Origin of the sequence: Ruminococcus sp. OA3, from assembly GCF_022440845.1 — a bacterium.
In the GTDB taxonomy this organism is placed as follows: Bacteria; Bacillota; Clostridia; order Lachnospirales; family Lachnospiraceae; genus Ruminococcus_G.
Genome location: NZ_JAKNTO010000001.1, coordinates 1,289,374 through 1,313,161, shown reverse-complemented (window position 1 = coordinate 1,313,161; position 23,788 = coordinate 1,289,374). Strand labels below are relative to the sequence as shown.

Below are 23,788 nucleotides of genomic sequence, written 5' to 3'. Positions count from 1 at the left end.
TTGACCGGGGATTCCTGATTTTAAAGCTTTTTATTAAAATAAGCATAAAAGCCAACATACATCGCGGAAAGTATGATAATGACCGCCCAGAAGCACCAGAATACGACAATGCTAAAGAGACTTCCGATCAGCATCGCCGGGAGTGCCAGCAGCAATACAGTGAATCCCGCATACTGCATTGCTTTTTGCGCAATCATCGAACTTCTCTCATCACGGTTTTTCCTGCGTTCATCCTGCAGTGCTTTCTCATCATGTAGCAATTTTCTTCCATGCAGCAGTTTGACTGCAGAGCCGGCAATCAGCGCCGCTCCAAGTCCGACATAGACACCGCTTACAAAATCGGGTATATGCCGGCCTGTCATGCGCTCACCGATCAATATCCCAAACACGATCAGCATGACGCCAAATACCATGATGAGCGCACATATCTTCTGATTCCGGCGAACTACATTTGCATAAGAACGATCCTCCGGTGACAGCCTTTCCAATATTTCTTCTATTAAACAGCTCATAAATTCTCCTCCTCCAAATCAAAAATAAAAATGTCCTCAATCTTCATATCAAAATACTGTGCAATCTTATGTGCCAGCACAAGCGAGGCCTTATACCTGCCGCTCTCCAGTGATATGATCGTCTGCCTTGTAACGTCCACTGCATCAGCCAGTTCATTCTGTGTAATCCTGCGTTCCTTGCGCAAATCCTGAATCCTGCTCTGCACCGCCCCACCCCCTTTGTATAGTTTGCTTTACATATTTAGTATAGCTTGCTTTACATTTAATGTCAAGTGTGTTTTACATTTTTCATTGATTTATTTACAGACGAGAAAGATTGCGCTGCCGGGTAATCTACAGACCCATTTTCCTGTTGCAAAAAACACCGCTGCCGGCAGCTGATCTCTCAGCAATCCTGCAACGGTGTTACTATGTATTTCATTTCGAAAAAATATGAATCTTATAAGCCTGTTTTCTCAGCAATGTATTTTCTTGCTTTAATCGCATATTCCAGCGGATTTGCAACAGCCGGATCCTGCTCTGCTTCTACAAGTACATATCCTTCGTAGTCAGATTTCTCAATAATGTCAAACAACGGTGCAAAATCAACATCTCCATCACCAGGTACAGTAAATACTCCGTTACGCACACCTTTCAGGAAACTCCAACGCTCAGCCTTGGATTTCTCCGCCATCTCTTTACGAACATCTTTCAGATGGATATGTCTGGTTCTGTCAATGTATTTTCCAAGTACTTTTACAGGATCGATGCCTGCAAATGTACAATGTCCGCTGTCAAACAACAGGAATACATATTCAGGATCAACGCTGTCCATGAAACGATCAATTTCTTCCTCTGTCTGTACAACTGTTCCCATATGATGGTGGAATGTCAGATACATATCTTTTTCTCTTGCGATCTTGCCCAGTTTGTTCAGACCGTCAACAAGAAGTTTCCACTCGTCATCGTTCATTACGTGTTTGCCTTCCCATACAGGCTGGTCCATCATACCCTGGATGCTGTAGCTCTGCTCAGATACACCAATCACCTTAGAGCCTACTGCTTTCAGGAAATCAAGTTTTGCAACAAATTCTTTTTCAACTTCTTCGTATGGCTGTGTTACAAGAAAAGAAGAGAACCAGGAATTACAGATGGTCATTCCTCTTAATTTCAGAGCTTTGTTAAGCTCGTCCGGATCTGTCGGGTATTTATTACCGATCTCGCATCCCGTGAATCCTGCCAGAGCCATTTCACTGACGCACTGCTGGAATGTATTCTCTGCTCCTAAATCCGGCATATCATCGTTCGTCCAACCAATCGGTGCAATTCCTAATGAAACTTTATTCTTATCTAACATCTTTCCTTTTCTCCTTTTCCATTCCTTATTTGTTAAAATATTTTGCCACAAATTCCTTTGTCACTTCAGCCGCTTTCCTGATATTCTCCTCGTGATTCATCGCGTAGTATTCCGGACGGAACTCTTCGATCGTACAAACGCCGTCAAATCCAATCTCATTCAGTGCAGCTGCGATAGACTCGTGATCCACAACACCCTCACCCGGCCACAGACGTTTGTCATCGCCGCAGGATCCGATCGGCAGGTCTTCACAGTCATTCAGATGGTATACGAAGATCTTCTTCGGATCAGCCTTTTTCAGCGCTTCCAGGCTGGATCCCATTTCATGGAAATGGAAGGTATCCAGCGTTACACCTACATTGGGAAGTCCTACTTCTTCCACCACATCGTATGCTGTCTGGAACTGATTGACCGAACATGTCGGCACACCGCAGAACTCCAGGGATACGCGGATGTCCGGACCCATTTTCTCAGCGATGTAACGCAGTCTCGCTGCTGCTTCTTTTTTGATATCATTTACGCTCTTGTCCAGTCCTACGTTGAAGGACGGAACAGCGATCAGCATCTTCATCCCGATTGCTTCACACACTTCCTTGATCCAGTCAAGGTGCCAGTCCATGGCCAGAGTCTGGAATGGATCCAGCTGGTTAAAGAATTCCAGTGTATTGTAAGCCCATGGTTTGATGTTATGGTTTTTAAACCACACTCCCAGCTCTTCCAGTGTATGGCCTTCCTGAATATATTTTGCGATGCAGTCGTAGCGGATTTCAAAGTAATCAAAACCGTATTTCTCGCACATCTCCAGGTCTGCCATCAAAGACTGTCCTTGACACTTCAAAGCTGTTGCTTCATTAAAACCAATCTTCATCCTTATTCCTCCTTATTCTCTTAAACTTCAGCGATCCACATACCTTATCCAAATACCTTTTACGTGTCGTCTCGCATAAATTCATTATAATTTTTTTTGGAGGATTTATCAACTGTTTTCATGAAAAACATCATATTTTTCGCAACCGTTCAGACGTCGAAAAAATTCGTACAGAAGAGAAGATGCCCGTCTGAACTGTTACTGGTTTCAGCGGTAAAATTCCGGTTTTTCTCCTGTGACGATCGGCTCAACCTGACCACTCTTCTGCGCCCTGACAAACGCATCTGCCGTCACCGCTGCAACGTAGCCGTCCCACGCTGTGGGTCCATTGATGATGCCCTCAGCTGCAGCGTTCACCCAGTCCTGAAGCTCCGTATCGTATGATTCGATAAAACGGTTGATCCAGCTCGTCTCAATACCGGTTGCGACATTCGCATCGCTCCTGATGATCGGTGTCGCCGGTGCAGCCAGCTTCACAGTCCCTTCTTCGCAGACAACTTCACAATTGATGTCATATCCGAATTTACAGTTTACAAATACTTCAACATCGATCGTCATGCCGCCTTTGGTCCGGAAAATCATAAACTGCGGATCTGCAAGATGCGGCAGTGCATTCTTTGTTCTCTTGTTAAAGATAACCTGTGCTGACTCATACTCGTCGTCAATGAGCCAGTGCATCACATCGATTTCATGGATCAGCGTATCATGTACAGCCATTTCTGTTGTGTATGTATCAGCCACTACAGGATTACGATGTGTGCAGTGCGCCATCAGCGGTTCTCCATATTTTCCGGATTCCAGCACCTCTTTAAGCTGATGATAGCCTTTATCGTATCGGCGGTTAAAACCTACCTGTACCAGATGTTTTCCGGATGCCATCTCAGCATCTACGATTTCTTTACAATCCGCCGCCGTCGTAGCAAGCGGCTTTTCTGAAAATATTCTTTTTCCCGCTGCAATAGCCTGAAGCACGGTTTCCTTGTGCGCAAATCCCGGTGAAGTAACTACCACTGCTTCTACTTCCGGGTCCGCTACGAGGTCAGCCCCGTCCGTATATACTTTTGCTCCGCAGATCCCGCCAGCCTTTCTTGCACCCTCTTCAAACACATCGGACACAGCGACAACCTGTACGCCCTGCAGCTTTTTGCTCAGTCGCCTGATATGCTCCTGACCGATCATCCCACAGCCTACAACTCCAACTTTTAACATAGCAAATTCCTCCTTAAATGAATCATAAGTTTACTTCTCTGTCACTGTTTCCCACCTTAATCTTACTTCAGTATAACACCGCGTGCACGTGTACGCCATCTGGAAAAATATCCAATATTATCAGATGTTTTTTATGCATTTTTCCAGAAATAATGCCGCCTGTTATCCAGGCGGCAGATTATATCTGGTTCGGATCGTAAGGTCCGTATATTGAAATTCATCCTGCGGTTTCTCCCCGTCAAACACCAGATGAAACAGTACCATGATCGGTTCATAGCCCTGAACTCTTGCATTTTGCTCCAGTACAAATGCTATATTTCCGTCACACAGCAGTTTTCTGTTGTTCTCATTTAAGTCATTGGAAATGATTTTCACTCTGCCGATGATGCCCTCTTTTTCCAGTGCCGCACAGACTCCCTGCTCCACATTTACTGTCAGGAACAGACCCTTGATCTCCGGGTGGCGTTCCACCAGCTCTCTGGTAATATCCTCAGCAATAGCATCACTGTTGTACGCATACTGTACACCAACAATCTTTATATCAGTAAAGCGGGCAGCAATCTCATCTCGAAACCCCTCCACCCGCTTGTTCAGGCTGGGATTCGCCTCATAGCCTGTGATAACTCCTACTTCTCCGTACCCGCCAATGATTTCTCCCATCAGGCCGGCAGCTGCCCGTCCGCACTCGTAGGTATTCTGACCAATATAACAGAGACGGCTGCAGTCTTCAAGATCAGTATTAAATGTAACGATCGGAATACCATATTCACCAGCAAACCGGTCAATCGTCTCTTTTGTCCTCCTGTTCATGGATGGATTCATTGCAATCGCATGTACATTCTGTGACCGGAGCTCCTCCATCGCATCTATGACCGCCTTTGTGTTCAAGCCTTTAATTTCTTTCAGGACCACGGAAGCCCCAAGGTGTCCCAGTTCTTCCTTTGCCGCTTCTATGCCCTCAAGAATCCCCCGCATGAACATCGTCTCCACTTCCTGAAGAACAACTCCGATGCAGATAGAGCGTCTTGCCATGGCGAGTGCCTTGCCCGCACGGTTCGGCCGATACCCCATTTCTTCCGCAATCTGCCGGATACGGTCTGCCACCTCAGGACGTATCCGTCCCCTGTTGTTCAGCGCACGGTCAACTGTCCCCCGGGATACTCCGGCTCGTTCTGCAATTTCCTGTAATGTCACTGCCATAATGTGTCCCCTTCAAGCAATCAGCAAAATTATGCGTGCAACAGTTTTTTAAACTTCATCCAGCCATGTAAATCTTTCATCATACGTTCCCACCGTCCACGGATTGTCATCAAAATGCCGGATCATCCATACGATATACATCCGATACCCCGGTGCTGCAGACTGCGGATGCGTCTTACCTCCCGGGATGGCACTGAAACTCCCGTCCTTAATGTAGTAGACGTCTTCCCCAACAAAGCTGGCACCGAAGCCCTCCGGACGTTCAAATTTAAAGTAATATACTTCCGGCTGCGGATGAGTATGCGGGAGATAGCCACACCAGTTTCCCGGATCATTCATGATCTCTCCGATCACCATATTAGAATACGGTGCTGACTCGTAGTCAAAAATCGTACTGACTTTCCGCTTCGCCGTATCTCCATATTTCCCATGGCACCGCTCAACCCAGGGTGCATCTTCAGGGCCAAACAGCTTTGACGGAAACGTCCGGTTGTTATGAGTGGACTGTATCAGAATCTCAACGTCATCAGACTCCGCCGTAACGGTGATCTCTACATCTTTGCACACATGCAGGCACCACAGGCCTTCCGTCCAGACATCTTTTCTGGAAACCTGCTGTATTTTCCCATCCCATGTCAGACTTATTTTCCCCTGAAGCAGCAGCACTGCGGTCTCTTCCTCAGGCTTTTTAAATGTCTTAACAGACCCGGATTTCATTCTGAACAACCGGATATCCATCAGCATATCGCTGTAATCGCCTTCATATTCTGTCACAATCTGTTCACCGTCTGTACTCCATGCCGGATAACCAAAATCTTTTCCCATTATTTCCTCCCATGCCGCACCTGCTGCGGCTCATACAACATAGCTTTAAATACAATTTTGGTGGAAGGCCGAAACCTTCCACCAAACCTTAAATACAATTAATATGATGTTGGGGACAAAACACCTTTTGACCCTGGCATCAATATTTTCTTGCTTCTGCTCTTCCTTCCATAACGCCTTCGCACGCTTCGCGAACGCTTTCTTTCTCAGAAGTCGTAGCGATACCGACATTCCACCATGACTCATATCCGTCTGTCATCGTTTTCGGAATAACTTTCAGATCGAACAGGCAGGCAACCGTCTGTTTCTTAGCATCTTCCAGCGCATCTTTCAGTTCCTGGATCGTCTTACATGTATATGTCTTCAGGCCGTATCCTTCACCAACTTTTGCGTAGTCAACCGGGATCAGATCACCACACGGCTTCTGTCCTTCGCTGTAACGGAACTCGGTAGCAATACTTCCGATACCATGGCCCATCTCCAGATTGTTGATGCATCCGAATCCACAGTTGTCAAATACCAAAATATTGACTTTCTGTTTCTCCTGCATGATGGTCATGATCTCGCTGTGCAGCATCTGGAAACTTGCATCTCCGACAACTGCATATACTTCGTTGTCCGGATCAGCCATCTTCACGCCGAGTGTTGCCGCAACTTCATATCCCATACAGGAGTATCCGTACTCTGCATGGTATCCGCAGCGTTTATCTGTGGTCCACATTCTCTGTGAACAGCTTGGAAGGCTGCCGCCCGCCGTAATATAGTTGGCATCTTTGTCGATCACTTCACGGATAGCTGCCAGTGCGGCCGTCTGTGTGATCATTCCGCCCGTCATTTTAACAAATTCCGGAACAGTACGCGGGTCTCTGTTTTTGATGATCGGATCGAAGTCATCGCCTGTGTATGTAATGCCTGCCAGATGAGCCATTTCCTCATCCCATGCCTTTTTAGCTGCTTCAATCTCTCCGCTGTATGCAGATACGTAACCCTTTGCTCTCAGCTTCTCAGCCAGTGCTTCGATTGTAACCTTGGCATCACCAACAGCCTTTACTGCATCCATTTTGTATGCGTGGTATCTGTTATTATTAATTGTAACAAACTTTGAATCTGAATTTGTAAACAGTCTCTTAGAGCTTGTCGTAAAGTCAGACAGCCTGCTTCCGATTGCAATGACAACATCTGCATCTTTCGCGATGACATTGGAAGCCAGTGTACCTGTAACACCGATTCCTCCAAGGCAGTATGGATGACTTGATTTACAAGCACTTTTACCAGCCTGGCTCTCGCCGAATGGAATTTTAAATTCTTCACAGAATTTCTCAACCGTCTCGCCTGCTTCAGAGTATTTTACACCGCCGCCTACAATGATAAGCGGTTTTTTCGCTTCTGCGATCACTGCGGCAACGTCTTCCAGCTCTTCGTCAACGGCAACTGGTCTTGTAATTCTGTGTACTCTCTTCTGGAAGAAGTAGTCCGGGAAGTCAAAAGACTCTCCCTCTACGTCCTGACAAAGCCCGATGCAGCATGCTCCTGCCTCAGCCGGATCCGTCAGCACACGCATTGCGCTGATCAGTGCCGTCATGATGTGTTCCGGACGTGTCACGCGGTCCCAGTATTTACAAACCGGTTTGAACGCATCGTTTGTTGTGACAGCAAGGCTGTTGCTCTGCTCCAGCTGCTGCAGAACCGGGTCCGGCTGTCTGGATGCAAATGTATCTGCCGGGAATACCAGCAGCGGAATATTATTAACAGTTGCCGTAGCACATGCTGTAACCATGTTGGCAGCTCCAGGTCCTACAGAAGATGCACAGGGAATGATCTTTCTTCTGTTGTGCTGTTTTGCAAATGCAATCGCAGTATGGCACATCCCCTGCTCATTTCTTCCCTGCATAACTTTTAACTGACCAGGGTTTGTATCCAGCGCCTCTCCAAGGCCGACAGCGATACCATGTCCGAAGATGGTAAAGAAGCCTTCAACAAATTTTGTCTCCTGACCGTCAAGGCTGACGTACTGATTGTCAAGGAATTTTACAATTGCCTGGGCAACTGTCATTCTGGTTGTTTTTTCCATTGCTCAATATCCTCCTATTCTACGCGGCATCCTTCGATGCCCACCTGCTTGCGTGCCTTTTTGACACGCAATTTGCTTACCTTTTATGCACTTATTCTAACACCTGAACCTCTTTCGCGCAAGCATTTTTTGTGGATATTCCCTTATTTTATATTATACACAAAAAAAAATCCCTTTGTTGGAGGGATTGCACAAAAGCTTTGGCACGCATTTGGCACGCAAAGCGTGCCAATCAACCTAAATATTATATTTTGTAAGAATTTTAATGTCTGTAAACATCATATCCTGATTTAATTCCCTTCCCTTGACCAGATGGTCATACAGAAGATGAATCGCCCGATATCCCTGAACATATCCTTCCTGGTCAATCAGGAAATCGAAATAGTCTTCTTCCAGCGCCTCTACGTTTTTCGGTGTCATATCGTAGACGATCACATACGGCCTGCGTTCCGGCTTAATTTTATCCAATGCACAGCACACGCCTCCCTGCCCCCGTGATGCCACAAAAATCCCTGCCAGATCCGGCATCATATGCATAGTGTTCACAATGATCTGTTCAACCTCCCTGGCATCCCCTGAACTGCTCTGTACACCAAGCAGCTCCATATCCGGAAATGACCGCTTTACTTCCTCGATAAAGCCCTCTACTCTCAGGCTGTTGACACTGTTTGTAAAAAATCCGGTAATGATCAGTATTTTTCCGATGCCCCGTGTCAGCATTCCCATCAGCCCTGCGGCAGCACAGCCGCTTTTTCTGTTGTCAAGGCCGACAAAACAGCTGCGTTTCGTTCCAACAATATCCGAATTAAATGTCACAACCGGTATATGCCGCTCCTCCATCAGACGGTTCAGCCTGCTTCTGACGCTGTCACACTCCACAGGCATGATCGCAAGTCCCGATATCCGAAGCTCGTCCAGTTCTTCAATCGCTTTTAACTGTTCCTGCTCATCCACCGAGACAATATTACGGATGCAAAGAACCACATTGCGCTCCTTCAACTCTTTTTCAACCTCTGCGATCCCCTGATGCACCGGAATCATGAAGGAGGACTCTGACATCTGCGTGATCACTCCGATACGAAGTTCGCCTTCGTTATTCTCAGCCTTTTCCTCTCTGTTTCGCGGATGATAATCCAGTTCCTCTGCTATCTCCCAGATTCTCCGGGCTACCTCAGGGTTTATCCGCCCCCTGTGATTAAGCGCCCGGTCAACCGTTCCGCGGGAAACCCCGGCAATCTGTGCTATCTGTCTTATCGTTCCAGCCATTTTCCCCTACTCTCACTCGTATAAAAATTTCTGATTTTCTTCCTGGTCTATGTTGCTGCTGTCTATCCACTGATAACCCGCATCGATGACTTTATCATTCTCCAGCCCCAGAATGGCTCTGGCTGCCGAAGTGATCGTCGCATATCCCATGCCAAACGGATTCTGGCAAACAGTTCCATACTCTTTTCCATTTCGGATGGCTTCCTGCTGCCTGGAACCGGAATCAAATCCCACCATCAGAATATCTGCATTTTCCTCTGTATCCAGAATGTCTAAAACTTCAGATGCCATTGTCTCATCTGTTGCAAATATGCCTTTGATGTCAGGCCTTTCCTCCAGCACCGACAACACCCTGTCTTTTACACTTCTGTCATCATCTGCATCATCCGCATAAATCACATCCATAACCACTACTGAGCTGTGCGAATCCTGAGCCTCACTTAAAAATCCCTGCACCCGTTCTGATATGGATTCCCCTTTATGCTGCGATGCAACAATCAGTACTTCCCCCGATTCATTAATTCTCTGGCATAAACGGCGTGCTGCTTCCGCTCCCGCCTCCCTGTTGTCCGTTTTGCACACTGTATAGACAAGCTCATCCGTCATCACCCCGGAATCCAGAATGATCACCGGTATTCCATTTTCCTCAGCCGTCTCCAGCTGTGCCTCACAGGATCCCATATCAATGGCTGCCAGGCATAACACCTGGGGATTTTCTGCCAATACAGCATCCACTATATTAATCTGGCCTTCCGCATCGCTCTCATCTTCCGGCGCTTCAAAGGTCATATATATTTTGTCATCATCGACGAATCCCGCTTCTTCATTCAGATCATCAATCGCCTGCTGCATACCGGTCTGCACAGCTTTCCAATAATTGGACTTTTTTCCTTTTACAACAACCGCAATATGTGAGGCTGCAGTAAGTTCCAGTCCTTTCACAGTCGTATAATCCGTCTTCAGTTTCTGCTCATCCGGCAGCTCAATCTCCACTCCCGTATCTTCCGTCTCGTTTTCTTTCGTAACCTCCGGCTCGCTATCCTTCTCCTCTGTCTGCTCCTCCCCCTCGTTTAACTTTGCGGAATCATCTTTTCCGCACCCCATTGTAACTGCCAGTAATAACCCGGCCAGTAAAAGGCTCAGACATTTCTTACCCATTGCGTTCTCCCTTCTTATTCAGCTTTTGCTATTCCTTATAATACCGGTCAAGGTCCTCTCTCGGTATCTGAAAGCTCATTCTTTTACCTGTTGCCGGATGTGTACACTGCAGTTTATATGCACACAAAGCCAGCGGTTCACTCCCTGCCCTGGCATTGTATTTTTGATCTCCCGCAAGCGGCATTCCCGCATATGACATCTGCACACGGATCTGATGATGTCTGCCTGTCAAAAGCCTGATCTCCACTAATGCCCTGAGATTTCGCTGTTCTATCAGCCGATAGTGTAATATCCCCCGTTTCGCATTTTTTTCAGGCTGATCCGCTGCTCTGGAACGATTTTCTCTGCCATCTTTCACGAGATAGTGTTCCAATATGCCTTCCTTCGATACGTTATCATTCTCGACAACTGTCAGATAATACTTTTCTAATGTGCCATCGGTAATCTGCCTGCTCAGATCTTTTGCCGCCTTTTTTGTCTTTCCGAAAATAACAAGACCTTCCACCGGCTGATCCAGACGATGGATAATGCCGAGATAAGGAATCTCATTCGGGCCTCCGCTGTTTTTCTCAGACAAATAATTTTTAACAGCGCTCTCCAGATCCATCTGCCCGAACCTTGCACTCTGTACCGCCACTCCTGCCAGTTTGTTAATCACAATCATTTCACGGTCTTCATATACTATATTCTCTTCCAAATCTCTCATTCGGAACTGAGCCATATTCAATACTCCATTTCAATTTTACGGGGCTTTCACACAAAACACACCCGATTCTTAGATACATTATATATAAAAGTACAAAAACAAGCAACCGCTATATCTATTTTTCGATATAACGGCTGCTTATGAATCTTCGTTATTCAATTTTTCTTCTCTCTCTCTTAAATTTTATATGTCTAATTTACTTCTTTACGAAACATCAATAGTTCCATATTCAATTATCTATATAAATTTAAATATCTGATATTCCCTGCTCGTAAGTGATGATCTTACTTAGAAGTTATATATATTTATCTCATATTAAATTTTTTCTCTATCTCTAAATAAATGAAATTATTTAATATGCTTCTCATTTGCTTTGATTGAAATGTGACTTTATAAAGTTCTCTTACTTAAAATCCTTGAATTCTATTTCTCTTCTACTTCGGATTATAGCTTCTCACTTCTATCTTCTGAATTCTTTTTCAGGAATGAAAGTTTCTCTTTATTTGATTCTATCCGCTGATGACTTCATTAGAATTGATAGATCTTTAAATATCATTTCTGATAACTTAAAATCTCATCTATCTCCTGATTTCATTTTGAGATGTGTTCAATTCCACCTTCAAATACCCGATTTCTCGTCTCGCATACCTGATATTGGGATAAAGATTTTCTTTTGTTCCTTACTATATTTCTTCTTCCGATTTTGTCCTTAACTCTTATCTTTCATTTTCGATCTATGAATCCTTAGATTTTTTCAGATTCCTTTATAATGTTTTCACTGTCTCATCTTTTGCTCCTGAGGAATAATTCAAAATGTTGATTATCATATTTCTTTACATATCATAATCTTCGAATTATTTTTTGTGGTATATGTTCAATATGAAGGCCAGCTATATATATACCTTTTAGCTTTTTCCTTTGTTTTTTCTTTTCGAAAATATGGAAGTCAATTTTTCATCTTATTAAAAGGTCTTCTCGCGGGGAATTGCTATGCCATACCACTTTCATATTGATTGTTATTATGTACCTCTCCCAATGGACTAACCTCCTTCTTCATAATTCTTTATATAAATTTATATGTAGAAATTATGAACTCTGTTAAGTGTTTGTTGACTGGTTTCTTTTGATGTATTTATAATAACAGATGCCGTCTTATTTGTCAACACATTTTTAAAGTTTTTTTCCATTATTTTCATATCGCACATATTGCGCCATAATACACTGTTTATTGTTTTAATTTTATTGAATTTCCAGATAATTTTGTTTTTCTGTTAAAACCAAAAACTGCGTCCCGGTTTTGGACGCAGTTTCCTATTATATCAGCTTATATCATTGTCTTCCCATTTTCCTCTTATCTGATGATACTGCCGAGCACACCGTATGACACGATACTCATAATCACTGACGCGAGAAAAATTCCCAAAAGAATCGCAAGAGATGATTTCTTAATATCAATATCCAGAAGCGATGCAATCAGTGCTCCTGTCCAGGCTCCCGTTCCGGGAAGTGGAATCCCCACAAACAGCACCAGACCCCAGAATTCATACTTCTCTATCTTATCACTTTTTCCCATTGCCTTTCTTTCCAGCCATTCGATCATTGGCCGAAACAGCTTCGTCTTCTTCATCCATTTAAATATCTGCTTAATAAACAACAGGATAAATGGGATAGGAAGAATGTTTCCGATAATACATAGAGGCAGTGCCGTCAGATACGGCACCTGCAGCAGGGACGCAGCAAGCAGCCCTCCCCGCAGCTCCAGGATCGGCAGCAGTGAAATGATAAAAACCACAGCTGTTTCCGAAATATAGGGTGTCAGGTTGGCAGTAAACCATTGTACCAGTGAATCCATGTTATGCTTCTCCCTTTTCTTTTCTCTCTGCTAAATAACGTTCCAGAAATCCTACCAGCTTTCTCATCTCTTCCGGTGTCCCGATCGTAATTCTCAGATAATTGCTGATTCGTGGTTTATTAAAATAACGGACATAAATATGTTCCTCACGAAGCCGGGCAAATAATTCTGATGCCGGGCAGCTTTCATGCGCCGCAAAAACAAAGTTTGCCTTCGAAGCTTTCAATGAAAATCCCAGTCTGGCAAGCTGCTCCTGCGTCCATTCCCGTGTCTCAGTGATTTTTCCGATTGTTTCCCGAAAATAAGTCTCATCTTTTATAGACGCTTCCCCAAGCTCCAGTACCGTGGTATCCATGGTATAAGAATTAAACGAATATTTTACATCATTCAGGAAACGAATCATCTCCTCATTACCGCAGGCATAGCCGATACGTAAGCCTGCCATGGAACGGGATTTTGAAAATGTTCGCACGACGAGTACATTGTCATATTCTTTTATCAGCGGCAGCGCTGTTTCCGCACCGAAATCCACATAAGCCTCATCCACAACTACAACGGAATCCCGGTTGGATTCGATGATCTCCCTCACGGATTCCAGCGACAGCTCTGCACCTGTCGGTGCGTTGGGATTGGGAAAAACAATTCCCCCGTTCAGCTTTTTATAATCGTCGGCAACAATATCAAACTCATCATTCAGAGGAATTCTCTCATACGGAATCCTCAAAAGTTCTGCCCATACATCATAAAAAGAATAGGTGATATCAGGAAACAGAATCGGGGCATCACCGTTGAAAAATGTCATAAACACCATAGCCAGCACATCGTCAGACCCCACGCCTACGAATACTTCCGTCTCCTTCATCCCGTGGTAGTCTGCGATCGCTTTTACGAGCTTGTGTGCCGTAGGATCCGGATACAACCGAAATGAATCTGACTTCAGCGACTTCAGAGTCTGTTCTACCAGCGGCGACGGCGGATATGGATTTTCGTTGGTATTTAATTTTACCACATCCGGATCATCCGGCTGTTCACCCGGCACGTAAGGAACGACGTTTCTTACATTATCTTTCCAAGTTTTCATCAGTTTTCCTCTCTGCGTTTTTCATTCTGGCATTTACTATCTGCCTGCCCCGCAAAAAACAGGGTTTTTCAGGGGATTTATTTCAGAACAACAGTATACCCGGTTTTCCATCAAAAAGCAACCGTCTGGTGGTATCGCAAATAATGCGCTTTCACCAGACGATTGCTCTTACTGACAGTGCCGGAAATTTATCGGTTAGTCACAGAATACCGTTTTACCATTCCTCCATATCCAGAGTATCTACATTTTCTTTTGTTGCCAGAGGTGTCTCGATATTGTTGTCAAAGCTCTCCGGTTTTTCTCCCCCCGCCAGCCTGACCGCCATGTCAAGAGCAGTCTCTGCATCATAGTACGGTGACTGCATAACAGTAGCCGCAATTTTCCCATCCCGCACATAGTCAAGTGTTCCGTAACTCCCGGAAGCCCCTGCATAAATCTTCACATCCTCCTGTCTTCCGGCCGCTTCCACTGCGTTCCATGCGCCATAAGCACCATTATCGTCATATACAAAGATAGCATCAAGTTCTCCCGGGGCATATTTGACAAGATAATTTTCTGCAATCTGCTGACATTTTTCACGATTACCTTCGCCGGTCTGACTGTCCAGAAGTTCAGCATTCGTCCCCTCAATACCAAGCTTCATTCCCTCTGTGCGCTCCATAGCGGATGAATACCCTGCCGGTCCGGCAATCTCCACGATCCGGGCATCTTCTCCCAGCTGTCTGACCATTTCCTCTGCCGTGAGTTTACTCTCTTCCACACAGGACGGACCGACATGGCACTCAATAAATTCCTCACCAGCTTCTGCGATCCTGGTATTTGCCGTCATACATGGTATTCCTGCCTTATAAACCGCTCTTGCGGATGCGACAGCCGCTTCACTGTTTACCGGCCAGATAATGATACTGTCACATTTCATATTGATCAGATCCTGCACCTGGTTAGCCTGTGTCGTAGAATCACCTTTCGGGTCGAGAATCTGAAGTTCCACCCCTTTTTCTCCCGCATATGCCACCATAGTGTCATAATAAGAAGTCTGATACGGGTCCTGCCCGGCATAATTTACAACCATACCGATTTTAACCGAACCGTCCTCTGCCGGTGTCCCTTCTTTTGTATCTGATCCTTCTGCTGTATCCTCTTTATCTGTCTCATCAGCAGATGCCGCCGTCTCCCGCCCGCTTCCGCCGCAGCCCGTCATCATCATGGCGGCGGCTGCCACTGTGAGTAAGGTCAATATTCTTTTCTTCATATGATTTCCTCCGTTAGTGTTTGTCTCCGTTAAACTCCTTCACCGCATCAATCATCGCCACAATATTCTCAATCGGTGTATTTGCCTGAATGATGTGAATTGCATTAAAGACAAAACCCCCGTCTCTCGAAAATATCTCACATCTTCTCAGTACCTGCTCGCGCACTTCCTCAGGCGTTCCGAACGGCAGTTCCTTCTGTGTATCAACACCGCCTCCCCAGAAAGTAAGGTCTTTCCCGAACTCATCTTTTAATTCCTGCGGGTCCATATGATCCGCTGAAGTCTGTACGGGATTCAAAGCGTCAAATCCCGATTCGATCAGAAGCGGTATCAGCGGGCGGATTGCGCCGCAATTATGTTTTAATATTTTCCAGTTTGTATTCTTGTGTATCCAGTCATTTGCCCTCTGGTAACTCGGAAGATAGAATTCTCGGAAGACTTCCGGTGATACAAACAGGCTGTGCTGATGAGACAGATCTGTCGCGCAGGTAAATGCCACATCGATCAGATCACCGCACACATCATTTACTCTTCTCAGATTTTCGATCGCAATATCCGTCTGTCTTTCAAATAATTCTTTTACAAAGTCTTCTCTGACCAGCGCCGACATATACCAGTCTGTATAATTTCTGATCCCTCTTGGATATTTCAGCGTGTCACCGGGTATATCTCCCGCATCGCCCAGGCCCATGCCCGGTGCCGCAAACACGACGGCTCGTCCCATCGCCGCACCCTCCTCAGCCTGTTTTTTCAGATACTGAAGATTTTCATCGTCAAACAATGTCCACTCCATCAGGTTATCCGTCGGTTTCAAATCCTCCTCCTCAAAAGGCTCCTGGCGAAGGACAGCGTCAAAATAGAATGACTTTGCGGGCATGTGCCCGGACGGCGGAAGACTCAGATCTCCTTTTGTATGAACGTAATACCCGCCTTTTCCGTCAGGCTGTGGGTTAAAATCCTGCGGAACGAGAATGGTCTGTCCCTGCAGGTTGGTCCACTCCTTCACTTTGTCTCTTCTCAGACCAAAGTGGGTCCCCAGCGGATATGCGGGGGCCGTATCCACCCCCATGGCATCCAGCAGATCTTCTTCCATGGTTCCCGCCATCGTAAATACATCCTGCACTGTCACAGGGTGCTTCTCCAATCCATAATAATCGCGAAGCCCCGCAATACAGCTTACGTGCATCGTAGAATCGCAGGTCCCTCCAAAGTCAACAGCAACTTTGTCCGGCTCTTTATGATTAAGTGTTGTGGTTATTCTCTCTTTCCCTGTCATAGCTTGTTCTCCTTGTGCATTTTTTCGAGGCCTCAGTTAACTTTATTGTCTATGGGTACATCATACTATTTTTCTGTTTTGAATACATCACAAATACTTTTGCAAAAATGTCGAATTCTTATTTTAAATCTAAAGTTTACCGGTATCTGTTGTTTTTTTGCTAAAACATCTTATAATATTGGAAAACAACCATTACAAAATATTTAATTATCGTCAGTCATCAGGCGTAAGAGAGGATTGCCGCATGATTTACAAATCACATTTAACCCCGGGTACTTTACCAGATTCTTTTGAATACTCCCACAACCCCACACAGCACGCCCGTGACCTCATGCTCTATGTAGAATATATCGGTCACGCTTTTTGCTCTCCTGAGTACTGTGCCATCCGCAATCAGTACTGTCACTATCTGATCATGTATATCTTAAAGGGGAAGCTCGTATTTTCGACTGACGGGCAGACCGGTGAGGCATCTGCCGGCCAGGCAGTTCTTATAGAAACACAAAAGCCCCATATATACGGGGCCATCGGTCATCTGGAAATGCTTTGGATTCATTTTAATGGAAAGAACTTTCACCCGTTCTTTTCACATCTGATATCTTCTAATCATAACCAGAACGTATTCGATTTACAGAACAACACAGAATTTCTGTTAAAAATGCAGGAACTCGTCCAATCCTTCTCCGCTTCCAGACAGTATCCGGAGATCATCGTTTCTGCCAAACTATATGAAATCCTATGCCTTCTTCTCGTAAAAGGCGAGGATCCCGACTATATGGATATGATCATTCAGTACATCAACCGCCACTACATGGAACCTCTCACGTTAGACATGCTGGCGCGTAAGGCACAGTTGAGTGTATCCTGTTTCTGCACCACATTCAAAAAAGAAACCGGGTATTCACCATATCAATATATCATAAATACCCGGCTTCACGCCTCACGCCAGCTATTGACCAGCTCCACATATTCAGTTGAACAGATTGCTGCGAACGTAGGATTTGCCACTACCTCATCCTACATCGCATCTTTCAGAAAAAAATATAAGACAACACCGGGACAGTTCCGGCTTCGTTTACACACTGACCCTGGGCAGTAACACGTATTTTAGAACTGTATCTGATAAAGGCCTGCATAAATACCTTCTTTTTTCAACAGCTCCTCATGTGTTCCTTCCTCCGCGATACCATCCTGTGTCAGCACCAGAATTCGTTTTGCGTTTCGTATCGTGGACAACCGGTGTGCAATGACGAACGTTGTCCTGTTCTTAGCCAGTTCCTCGAGAGATTTTTGCACAACTTTTTCACTCTCATTATCAAGCGCAGAAGTGGCTTCATCAAAAATAAGGATCGGCGGATTTTTCAGAAATACTCTGGCAAGTGCGAGGCGTTGTTTCTGTCCGCCGGAGAGTTTGATGCCCCGCTGCCCGATGTCGGTGTCATAACCGTCCACTAATTCTGTGATAAATTCATGAGCATTTGCCGCCCTTGCAGCCCGAACCACCTCCTCATCCGATGCATCCGGTTTTCCATAGCGGATATTATCCATGACTGTTCCCGCAAACAGATACACATCCTGCTGAACAATCCCGATCTGACGCCTCAGGTCTTTCAGTTTCATGTCGCGCACGTCAGTTCCGTCAATTTTTACCGCCCCGCTGCTCACATCATAAAAGCGGGGAATGAGACTGCACAGTGTCGTCTTTCCTGCCCCTGAACTGCCGACAAGCGCTACATATTCCCCTGCATTCACCTTCAGATTTACGTGTGAGAGCACATTCTGGCTGTGGTCTTCATAGTGGAAGGATACCTGGTCAAATTCCACATCACCTTTGACATGATTCACTGTGACGGCATCCGGTCCGTCCTTGATATCCGGCGCTATCTCCATAATTTCCAGGAACCGGTCATAGCCACTGTATCCATTCTGGAACTGTTCCGTAAAGTTGACCAGCTTCTTCACCGGCTCAGTAAAATTATTAATATAGAGTAAAAATGTCACCAGATCTGCGACCAGCAGTTTTCCATCTGCCATCAAAAGTGCACCGGCAATCAGAGAACCCACTGTGATCAGCGTAGTAAACGCCCCCATGCCGGAATGATATCCCGCCATATAACGGTAGCTCTTCCGTTTCGAATCCACAAAACGCTCATTACCGCTTTGGAACTTGGAAAGCTCCTTCTTCTCATTTCCAAAAGATTTAACGACACGAATGCCCGCCAGGCTGTCTTCGATCTGACTGTTAATATCTGCAATACGGGCACGGTTTTCTTTAAACGCATGTTTCATCGCCCGGTTGAAATACACAGCATAGATCATCATCACTACAACAATGACGATCGCCACAAGAGCCAGTGTTCCATTGACATTGAGAAGGATAATAAACGCACCCACCAGTTTGATCAGAGATATCACAAGATCTTCCGGGCCATGGTGCAGCAGTTCGCTGATATCAAACAGGTCACTCGTGATACGTGATAACAGATGTCCCACTTTCTGATTATCATAGAACGCAAAAGAAAGCTTCTGGTAGTGTCCGAAGATTTCATTTCGCATATCCCGCTCTATGAATACACCCATCATATGTCCGAAATAAGTAATAAAATAGTTGCAGCCCGCCTCAATAAGTACCATGGCAATCATCAAAATACCAAGCTTCAGGATCATCTGCCTCGCATCTGACAGATCCATCTCCGTCACATTCGATGTGATATAACGCACAAGAAGGGGAATTACCAGGGTAATTCCCGCTCCCGTTACTGCAAACAGCAGGTCTGAAAAAAACAGGCCTTTATATGGTTTATAGTACGAAGCAAGCCGCACAAGCTTTTTGTTCATCGTCTATTTGCCCTCCTCATCCATTGATGTACTTCCTGCGCTCATTCTATCATGAATCAAAAGTTTCATGATCGACATTCGCCGTTCGCCAATCATGCTGGCATGTTGGCTCTCTTGCGCTCATTCTATCACAACTTTCCGAGGATGAACAGCCCTTCTACGCTTTCACGATCCGATAATAGGTTCTGGCCGTCAGCGCATAGACGATGGCATAAAAAACAGCAAAAATAACCAGTGTGATAACGGTGCACAGTGCAAACAGCGAAGTGTTTGTGAGGTTCATGAGTGCCAGCAGGCGTGAAATAATGGGAAATGCAAAAGCAATATGCACGCCAGCCATCAAAAGCGGAAGAAAGAACACGCTCAAAACCTGCGAACGGATGGATGCTTTGACTTCCTGCCTGCTCATGCCCACCTTCTGCATGATCTCGTACTTTCCTGCGTCATCATATCCCTCAGATATCTGTTTATAATAGATGATCAACACTGTCGCCATCACAAACAGCGCCCCCAGAAATATCCCAAGGAAGAACAGCCCCCCGTATGTCTCATAAAAATCCGCCTCCGACTGCTGCTTGGATTCCACATAAGAGGAGTAGGATTGATCCGCATCCTGACTGACCGCAGTTCTTACCAGATCCGCACATGCCATTTTCTCCTCTTTGCTGCCGTTCATATCCAAACCGATGATATAGTTCATTCCAGTCCCCTGATCATCGCCAAATGCCTGTATCTTCAGTTCATAAAGTTTCTGCAGCATCTCCTCATCCGGAACCACTACGCAGACGGCCTGCACAACATCCTGCAGCGCTCCTCCCTGTGGTATCGAATCGAGCTTCTCTTCAACAGGGAATTTTTCTCCGAAAAGCTCGAAGGTATCCTGCACTGATTCTGTCGAATCGAATACTGCCACTCCATTCGACAGCTTCAGCTGTTCTCCCCCTATACGTTCAAAATCTTCCTGGGTAAGAGCATAGAAAGATATCATGTCTGAAACACCAGAAAACGCTTCCTCATCTGCCGTAAACCCGTCACCCGTTTTCACAAGAGGGAAATAGAGTTTCATATAGTCCTGGGTGTTTATATCTGTACATGCGGACTGGCCGGCCGCCTCTTTCACTTTCTGCAGCTGCTGTTCTCTGTCGAACCCGTCTCCCGGCCGGTAATCAGCCGTCACCGTCACGTCATGTGCAAAGCGCGTGTCCAGCAGATCATCCATTCCGCTGTACAGCGACACCGTGGAGGAGATCATGACGAGCACCATGGTGCAGAGAATACAGATCGTGGCAAGACCTGCCGCATTCTGTTTCATCCGGTAAATCATTCCTGACACCGACACAAAATGACTGGTTTTATAATAGTAAGCCTTATTCTTGCGCAGCATTTTCAGTATTGCGATACTCCCGGCAGTGAAGAGGCAGTAGGTTCCGATGATGACGAGAAGAACCGCAAAAAAGAACCATGTGAGGGCCGCCAGCGGATTTTCCGTCGCGATCGCAATGTAATAGCCTCCACCCAGACACAATACTCCGATGACAGCCAGCACCCACTTTGTCCCTGGTTCTTTCTCACCGACCTCAGTTCCGTGAAGCAGCTCAATCGGGCTTGCCGTGTGGACCTGACGAAGACCGTTCAGCAGGATCAGCAGGAAAAGGAGCAGGAAAAAGACAGCTGTCACAATCAGCCCGTCTGGAGATACGGAAAAACCATACGCAATATCAAAACGGAGAATACGGTACAACAGCAGAATCATCAGCTTGCTGAACAGGATACCGAACACCAGTCCCAGGCCAACTCCCGCCAGTGCGGTATACAATGTTTCCCAGAGCATTACTTTTGCAATATGACGTTTTTCCAGTCCTAATATATTATAAAGTCCAAACTCTTTCTTCCTGCGCTTAACCAGAAAACTGTTCGTGTAGAACAAAAAGAAAAAGGAAAAAATCCCGACCAGCCATTTCCCCATTTCAAGCATGGATCTCAGGCTTCCGCTGCTTGTGGCTGAATTGCCAGCCAGAAAATACATGTTGTAAAACATGGCGACCGTCATAATACAGGCTGCTATATACGGCAGATATGTCCTTGTATTCTTTTTTATATTCGTACGGGCCAGTTTCCGGTATAATCCCCGCCTATTCATGATTACCTCCCATTCTGCACTCGCTGCGGCTCAGTTCCCTCTCATCACCGCCCGTCATGATCACAGACTGAGCGTCAGTGATTTTCTGATACATCTCTTCGGACGTGCTGGACGCTTTATAAATCTGATGAAACACTTCTCCGTCTTTAATGAAAAGCACACGTGAGGCATTGCTGGCAGCACGCACGGAATGTGTCACCATCAGTATTGTCTGTCCGGCTTCGTTGATATGCCGGAATGTCTTCAGCAGTCCCCGGCTGGCTTTTGAGTCGAGCGCCCCTGTCGGTTCATCAGCCAGGATCAGTTCCGGCCTGGTGATCAGTGCCCTGGCCACCGCCGCCCGCTGCTTTTGACCTCCTGACACCTCATAAGGATACTTTGGCAACAGCTCCTCAATCCCCAGCTCTTTTGCGATCGGGTCCAGCCTCCGTTCCATCTCCTTGTAGTATTTTCCCGCCAGCACCAGCGGCAGATAGATATTATCCCGGAGTGAAAACGTATCCAGCAGGTTGAAATCCTGAAATACAAATCCCAGATGATCCCGCCGGTATGCCGAGATCTCAGCTTCCCTGATCGAATCACTGCTTTTTCCATTCAGCAATACCTCTCCGCTCGTCGGGGAGTCCAGCATCGCCAGAATGTTCAGCAATGTCGTTTTTCCCGATCCTGATTCCCCCATAATCGCTACAAATTCTCCTTTTTCCACTGAAAAAGATACATTGGAAAGCGCCTGCACGGGATTCCCCCCGAAACGCGTCGTATATACTTTCTTTAAATTCTGCACTTCTAATAATGCCATATCTGTTACCTCCAGTTTTTATCTCATGGGACCTCTGTGTCCGTTTCCTGTTTGAAGTATAGCAAAAAGGAGAATGCTTCGCCTTAGTTTTGGCTTACATTCTCCTTTTTAAACTTACAGTTTTGTAAGGTTTTTGGGGTATCTATAACTGCTCGTATCCCCGCAAACGCCCATTTTTTGGTCTATTTTCAGCGCTTGCACCGCTTCGATGCTGCTTTTCGCGCGCTCTTCATCCACGTGATTATACACTTGCATGCTCCAAGAAAACGTCCACACCTCCGTCTCGATGGGAACGATAATTCCATTCTTATTCCTCCTGATTTTTTAGGGATTCTAATAACTTATCCACTTCTTTGAAAAATTCTTCACTTACATCTTGTTTATTAACGAGTGTCATACAGTATTTAAGAATACCAGATTGAATATTAGAACTTTCAACAATGTTTTTCAACAATTCTTTTTGCTCTTCATATTCTTTTTTGGATATAATCGGGGTATATGCACGTCCAGTTCGCGTTGTCGTTTTAACAATAGAATCAACCTTAAGATATCCTTTGTGTTCAAGGATAGTGATTACTTTTGCTACAGTATTTCTTTTTAACTCAGGATGCTTTTTCATAATTTCAGATATTGCACATGGGTGTCCAATATCCCATATAGCATACATTATTTCTTCTTCCTTAGGGTATAAATTTTTCACAATCATCTTCCTTTTCAGTAGCAAACCTTGTGCATAAATCAAATTATTTTATAGATTATACATTGGGTAGTATAAAATTTCAAGATAAAAGTATTGCAGATATATAATTAATTTTTCAGCCAGCTCTCTTTAAATCTTAATACGCATTAACATTATTCAATTAATCATGTATTATCAATATGCAATGCTTAAATACATATATGAAGGGTGTGATTGTGTAGTGAACGAATCATCCAACTTATGTTTTCTATCATCTTTTTACCATAACTTGATCACATTACAAGTAAACTGACTATATCCAATATTCCAAACTGTGAGGCAATATTTTTCAGCCCTGACTGAATCTTTTCTCTATCATAATGATGCTCGAGAAGGAATTCATCGTTTTTCTCGTTCAAATAGAAGTAAAACAACAATGCTTTTTCCAGCGCACGATCATCCTTGTTTACAAGCTGCTGAAATATATCATTTTCTGCCTCTTCTATATTACCCAAGTCTACCTGACCATAGACAAGATCAAGCATTCTACTATCTTCACTTTTTAAAACTTGAGATATCAAATCCATTCCCGGCTCTATGTCTTTGTTAAAAATCAATTTGACAATTGTTCTTATAACATCCCTGTTCAACCGCATAACATAATCCTGTTCATACATAAATAAAATGTGTTCCTTTCTATGGACAATAAATACGAGAAAC

Annotated in this window: 21 protein-coding genes; 1 reads left to right on the top strand and 20 read right to left on the bottom strand. The window is 45.0% G+C overall.

The genetic code is table 11. From position 1 onward, the window contains the following. Positions 1–20 precede the first annotated feature (20 nt). The 15 genes from MCG98_RS06015 to MCG98_RS05945 all read right to left on the bottom strand — a co-directional run bounded on the left by MCG98_RS06015 (position 21) and on the right by MCG98_RS05945 (position 16,612). Positions 21–512, bottom strand: coding sequence for a hypothetical protein (locus tag MCG98_RS06015; RefSeq protein WP_240300879.1), 492 nt, complete (start codon positions 510–512; stop codon positions 21–23). Further along, positions 509–718, bottom strand: coding sequence for a helix-turn-helix transcriptional regulator (locus MCG98_RS06010; protein ID WP_240300878.1), 210 nt, complete (start codon positions 716–718; stop codon positions 509–511). Before MCG98_RS06010 ends, MCG98_RS06015 begins: the two co-directional genes overlap by 4 nt. Positions 719–951: 233 nt before the next feature. Further along, on the bottom strand, positions 952–1,848 hold the full coding sequence (iolE, locus tag MCG98_RS06005) for a myo-inosose-2 dehydratase (RefSeq protein ID WP_240300877.1): 897 nt from the start codon (positions 1,846–1,848) through the stop codon (positions 952–954). A gap of 25 nt (positions 1,849–1,873) precedes the next feature. Continuing rightward, complete coding sequence (locus MCG98_RS06000) at positions 1,874–2,716, bottom strand: sugar phosphate isomerase/epimerase family protein (protein WP_240300876.1); 843 nt, start codon at positions 2,714–2,716, stop codon at positions 1,874–1,876. Between the two features lie 207 nt (positions 2,717–2,923). Continuing rightward, entirely contained in the window at positions 2,924–3,925 is a 1,002-nt protein-coding gene (locus MCG98_RS05995; RefSeq protein WP_240300875.1) for a Gfo/Idh/MocA family oxidoreductase, read from the bottom strand. Between the two features lie 162 nt (positions 3,926–4,087). Further along, a complete protein-coding gene (locus MCG98_RS05990; protein WP_240300874.1) occupies positions 4,088–5,125 on the bottom strand; it encodes a LacI family DNA-binding transcriptional regulator in 1,038 nt (345 codons plus the stop codon). 48 nt (positions 5,126–5,173) lie between these two features. Beyond that, positions 5,174–5,950 carry a 5-deoxy-glucuronate isomerase gene (locus tag MCG98_RS05985; protein WP_240300873.1) on the bottom strand — a complete coding sequence of 259 codons (777 nt, stop codon included), beginning with the start codon at positions 5,948–5,950 and terminating at the stop codon, positions 5,174–5,176. A gap of 139 nt (positions 5,951–6,089) precedes the next feature. Next, entirely contained in the window at positions 6,090–8,021 is a 1,932-nt protein-coding gene (gene iolD / locus MCG98_RS05980) for a 3D-(3,5/4)-trihydroxycyclohexane-1,2-dione acylhydrolase (decyclizing) (RefSeq protein ID WP_028528147.1), read from the bottom strand. Between the two features lie 237 nt (positions 8,022–8,258). Next, on the bottom strand, positions 8,259–9,287 hold the full coding sequence (locus tag MCG98_RS05975; RefSeq protein WP_240300872.1) for a LacI family DNA-binding transcriptional regulator: 1,029 nt from the start codon (positions 9,285–9,287) through the stop codon (positions 8,259–8,261). Positions 9,288–9,299: 12 nt separating this feature from the next. Beyond that, positions 9,300–10,445, bottom strand: coding sequence for an ABC transporter substrate-binding protein (locus MCG98_RS05970; protein WP_240300871.1), 1,146 nt, complete (start codon positions 10,443–10,445; stop codon positions 9,300–9,302). Positions 10,446–10,473: 28 nt separating this feature from the next. Next, complete coding sequence (locus tag MCG98_RS05965; protein ID WP_240300870.1) at positions 10,474–11,166, bottom strand: RluA family pseudouridine synthase; 693 nt, start codon at positions 11,164–11,166, stop codon at positions 10,474–10,476. Between the two features lie 1,336 nt (positions 11,167–12,502). Beyond that, positions 12,503–13,003: a small multi-drug export protein gene (locus MCG98_RS05960; RefSeq protein WP_240288985.1), complete on the bottom strand. Its 501-nt coding sequence runs from the start codon at positions 13,001–13,003 to the stop codon at positions 12,503–12,505. A gap of 1 nt (position 13,004) precedes the next feature. Further along, entirely contained in the window at positions 13,005–14,084 is a 1,080-nt protein-coding gene (gene hisC, locus MCG98_RS05955) for a histidinol-phosphate transaminase (protein ID WP_240288986.1), read from the bottom strand. Positions 14,085–14,298: 214 nt separating this feature from the next. Next, positions 14,299–15,336, bottom strand: coding sequence for a sugar ABC transporter substrate-binding protein (locus tag MCG98_RS05950; RefSeq protein WP_240288987.1), 1,038 nt, complete (start codon positions 15,334–15,336; stop codon positions 14,299–14,301). Positions 15,337–15,349: 13 nt separating this feature from the next. After that, on the bottom strand, positions 15,350–16,612 hold the full coding sequence (locus tag MCG98_RS05945) for a uroporphyrinogen decarboxylase family protein (RefSeq protein ID WP_240288988.1): 1,263 nt from the start codon (positions 16,610–16,612) through the stop codon (positions 15,350–15,352). Between the two features lie 244 nt (positions 16,613–16,856). Here MCG98_RS05945 and MCG98_RS05940 point away from each other — a divergent pair, with 244 nt between their 5' ends. Beyond that, positions 16,857–17,711, top strand: coding sequence for an AraC family transcriptional regulator (locus MCG98_RS05940; protein ID WP_240288989.1), 855 nt, complete (start codon positions 16,857–16,859; stop codon positions 17,709–17,711). Between the two features lie 8 nt (positions 17,712–17,719). Here the strand turns inward: MCG98_RS05940 and MCG98_RS05935 are convergent, their stop codons facing one another. From MCG98_RS05935 to MCG98_RS05915, 5 genes are all read right to left on the bottom strand, one after another. Continuing rightward, positions 17,720–19,450: an ABC transporter ATP-binding protein gene (locus MCG98_RS05935; RefSeq protein WP_240288990.1), complete on the bottom strand. Its 1,731-nt coding sequence runs from the start codon at positions 19,448–19,450 to the stop codon at positions 17,720–17,722. A 157-nt stretch (positions 19,451–19,607) separates the two neighbouring features. Beyond that, complete coding sequence (locus MCG98_RS05930) at positions 19,608–21,590, bottom strand: ABC transporter permease (protein ID WP_240300869.1); 1,983 nt, start codon at positions 21,588–21,590, stop codon at positions 19,608–19,610. Beyond that, complete coding sequence (locus tag MCG98_RS05925) at positions 21,583–22,389, bottom strand: ABC transporter ATP-binding protein (RefSeq protein WP_240300868.1); 807 nt, start codon at positions 22,387–22,389, stop codon at positions 21,583–21,585. Before MCG98_RS05925 ends, MCG98_RS05930 begins: the two co-directional genes overlap by 8 nt. A gap of 307 nt (positions 22,390–22,696) precedes the next feature. After that, on the bottom strand, positions 22,697–23,089 hold the full coding sequence (locus MCG98_RS05920) for a BlaI/MecI/CopY family transcriptional regulator (RefSeq protein ID WP_240300867.1): 393 nt from the start codon (positions 23,087–23,089) through the stop codon (positions 22,697–22,699). A 272-nt stretch (positions 23,090–23,361) separates the two neighbouring features. Further along, a complete protein-coding gene (locus tag MCG98_RS05915; protein ID WP_240300866.1) occupies positions 23,362–23,745 on the bottom strand; it encodes a DUF6483 family protein in 384 nt (127 codons plus the stop codon). Between the last annotated feature and the right edge of the window lie 43 nt (positions 23,746–23,788).

Excerpts from the sequence above, each read along its gene's own strand:
- iolD (WP_028528147.1), bottom strand. The coding sequence starts at position 8,021 with ATGGAAAAAACAACCAGAATGACAGTTGCCCAGGCAATTGTAAAATTC.
- MCG98_RS05985 (WP_240300873.1), bottom strand. The coding sequence starts at position 5,950 with ATGGGAAAAGATTTTGGTTATCCGGCATGGAGTACAGACGGTGAACAG.
- MCG98_RS05925 (WP_240300868.1), bottom strand. The coding sequence starts at position 22,389 with ATGGCATTATTAGAAGTGCAGAATTTAAAGAAAGTATATACGACGCGT.
- MCG98_RS05990 (WP_240300874.1), bottom strand. The coding sequence starts at position 5,125 with ATGGCAGTGACATTACAGGAAATTGCAGAACGAGCCGGAGTATCCCGG.
- MCG98_RS06015 (WP_240300879.1), bottom strand. The coding sequence starts at position 512 with ATGAGCTGTTTAATAGAAGAAATATTGGAAAGGCTGTCACCGGAGGAT.
- MCG98_RS05935 (WP_240288990.1), bottom strand. The coding sequence starts at position 19,450 with ATGAACAAAAAGCTTGTGCGGCTTGCTTCGTACTATAAACCATATAAA.
- iolE (WP_240300877.1), bottom strand. The coding sequence starts at position 1,848 with ATGTTAGATAAGAATAAAGTTTCATTAGGAATTGCACCGATTGGTTGG.
- MCG98_RS05965 (WP_240300870.1), bottom strand. The coding sequence starts at position 11,166 with ATGGCTCAGTTCCGAATGAGAGATTTGGAAGAGAATATAGTATATGAA.
- MCG98_RS05975 (WP_240300872.1), bottom strand. The coding sequence starts at position 9,287 with ATGGCTGGAACGATAAGACAGATAGCACAGATTGCCGGGGTTTCCCGC.
- MCG98_RS05970 (WP_240300871.1), bottom strand. The coding sequence starts at position 10,445 with ATGGGTAAGAAATGTCTGAGCCTTTTACTGGCCGGGTTATTACTGGCA.
- MCG98_RS06000 (WP_240300876.1), bottom strand. The coding sequence starts at position 2,716 with ATGAAGATTGGTTTTAATGAAGCAACAGCTTTGAAGTGTCAAGGACAG.
- MCG98_RS05995 (WP_240300875.1), bottom strand. The coding sequence starts at position 3,925 with ATGTTAAAAGTTGGAGTTGTAGGCTGTGGGATGATCGGTCAGGAGCAT.
- MCG98_RS05950 (WP_240288987.1), bottom strand. The coding sequence starts at position 15,336 with ATGAAGAAAAGAATATTGACCTTACTCACAGTGGCAGCCGCCGCCATG.
- MCG98_RS05915 (WP_240300866.1), bottom strand. The coding sequence starts at position 23,745 with ATGTATGAACAGGATTATGTTATGCGGTTGAACAGGGATGTTATAAGA.
- hisC (WP_240288986.1), bottom strand. The coding sequence starts at position 14,084 with ATGAAAACTTGGAAAGATAATGTAAGAAACGTCGTTCCTTACGTGCCG.
- MCG98_RS05940 (WP_240288989.1), top strand. The coding sequence starts at position 16,857 with ATGATTTACAAATCACATTTAACCCCGGGTACTTTACCAGATTCTTTT.
- MCG98_RS05930 (WP_240300869.1), bottom strand. The coding sequence starts at position 21,590 with ATGAATAGGCGGGGATTATACCGGAAACTGGCCCGTACGAATATAAAA.
- MCG98_RS05945 (WP_240288988.1), bottom strand. The coding sequence starts at position 16,612 with ATGACAGGGAAAGAGAGAATAACCACAACACTTAATCATAAAGAGCCG.
- MCG98_RS05960 (WP_240288985.1), bottom strand. The coding sequence starts at position 13,003 with ATGGATTCACTGGTACAATGGTTTACTGCCAACCTGACACCCTATATT.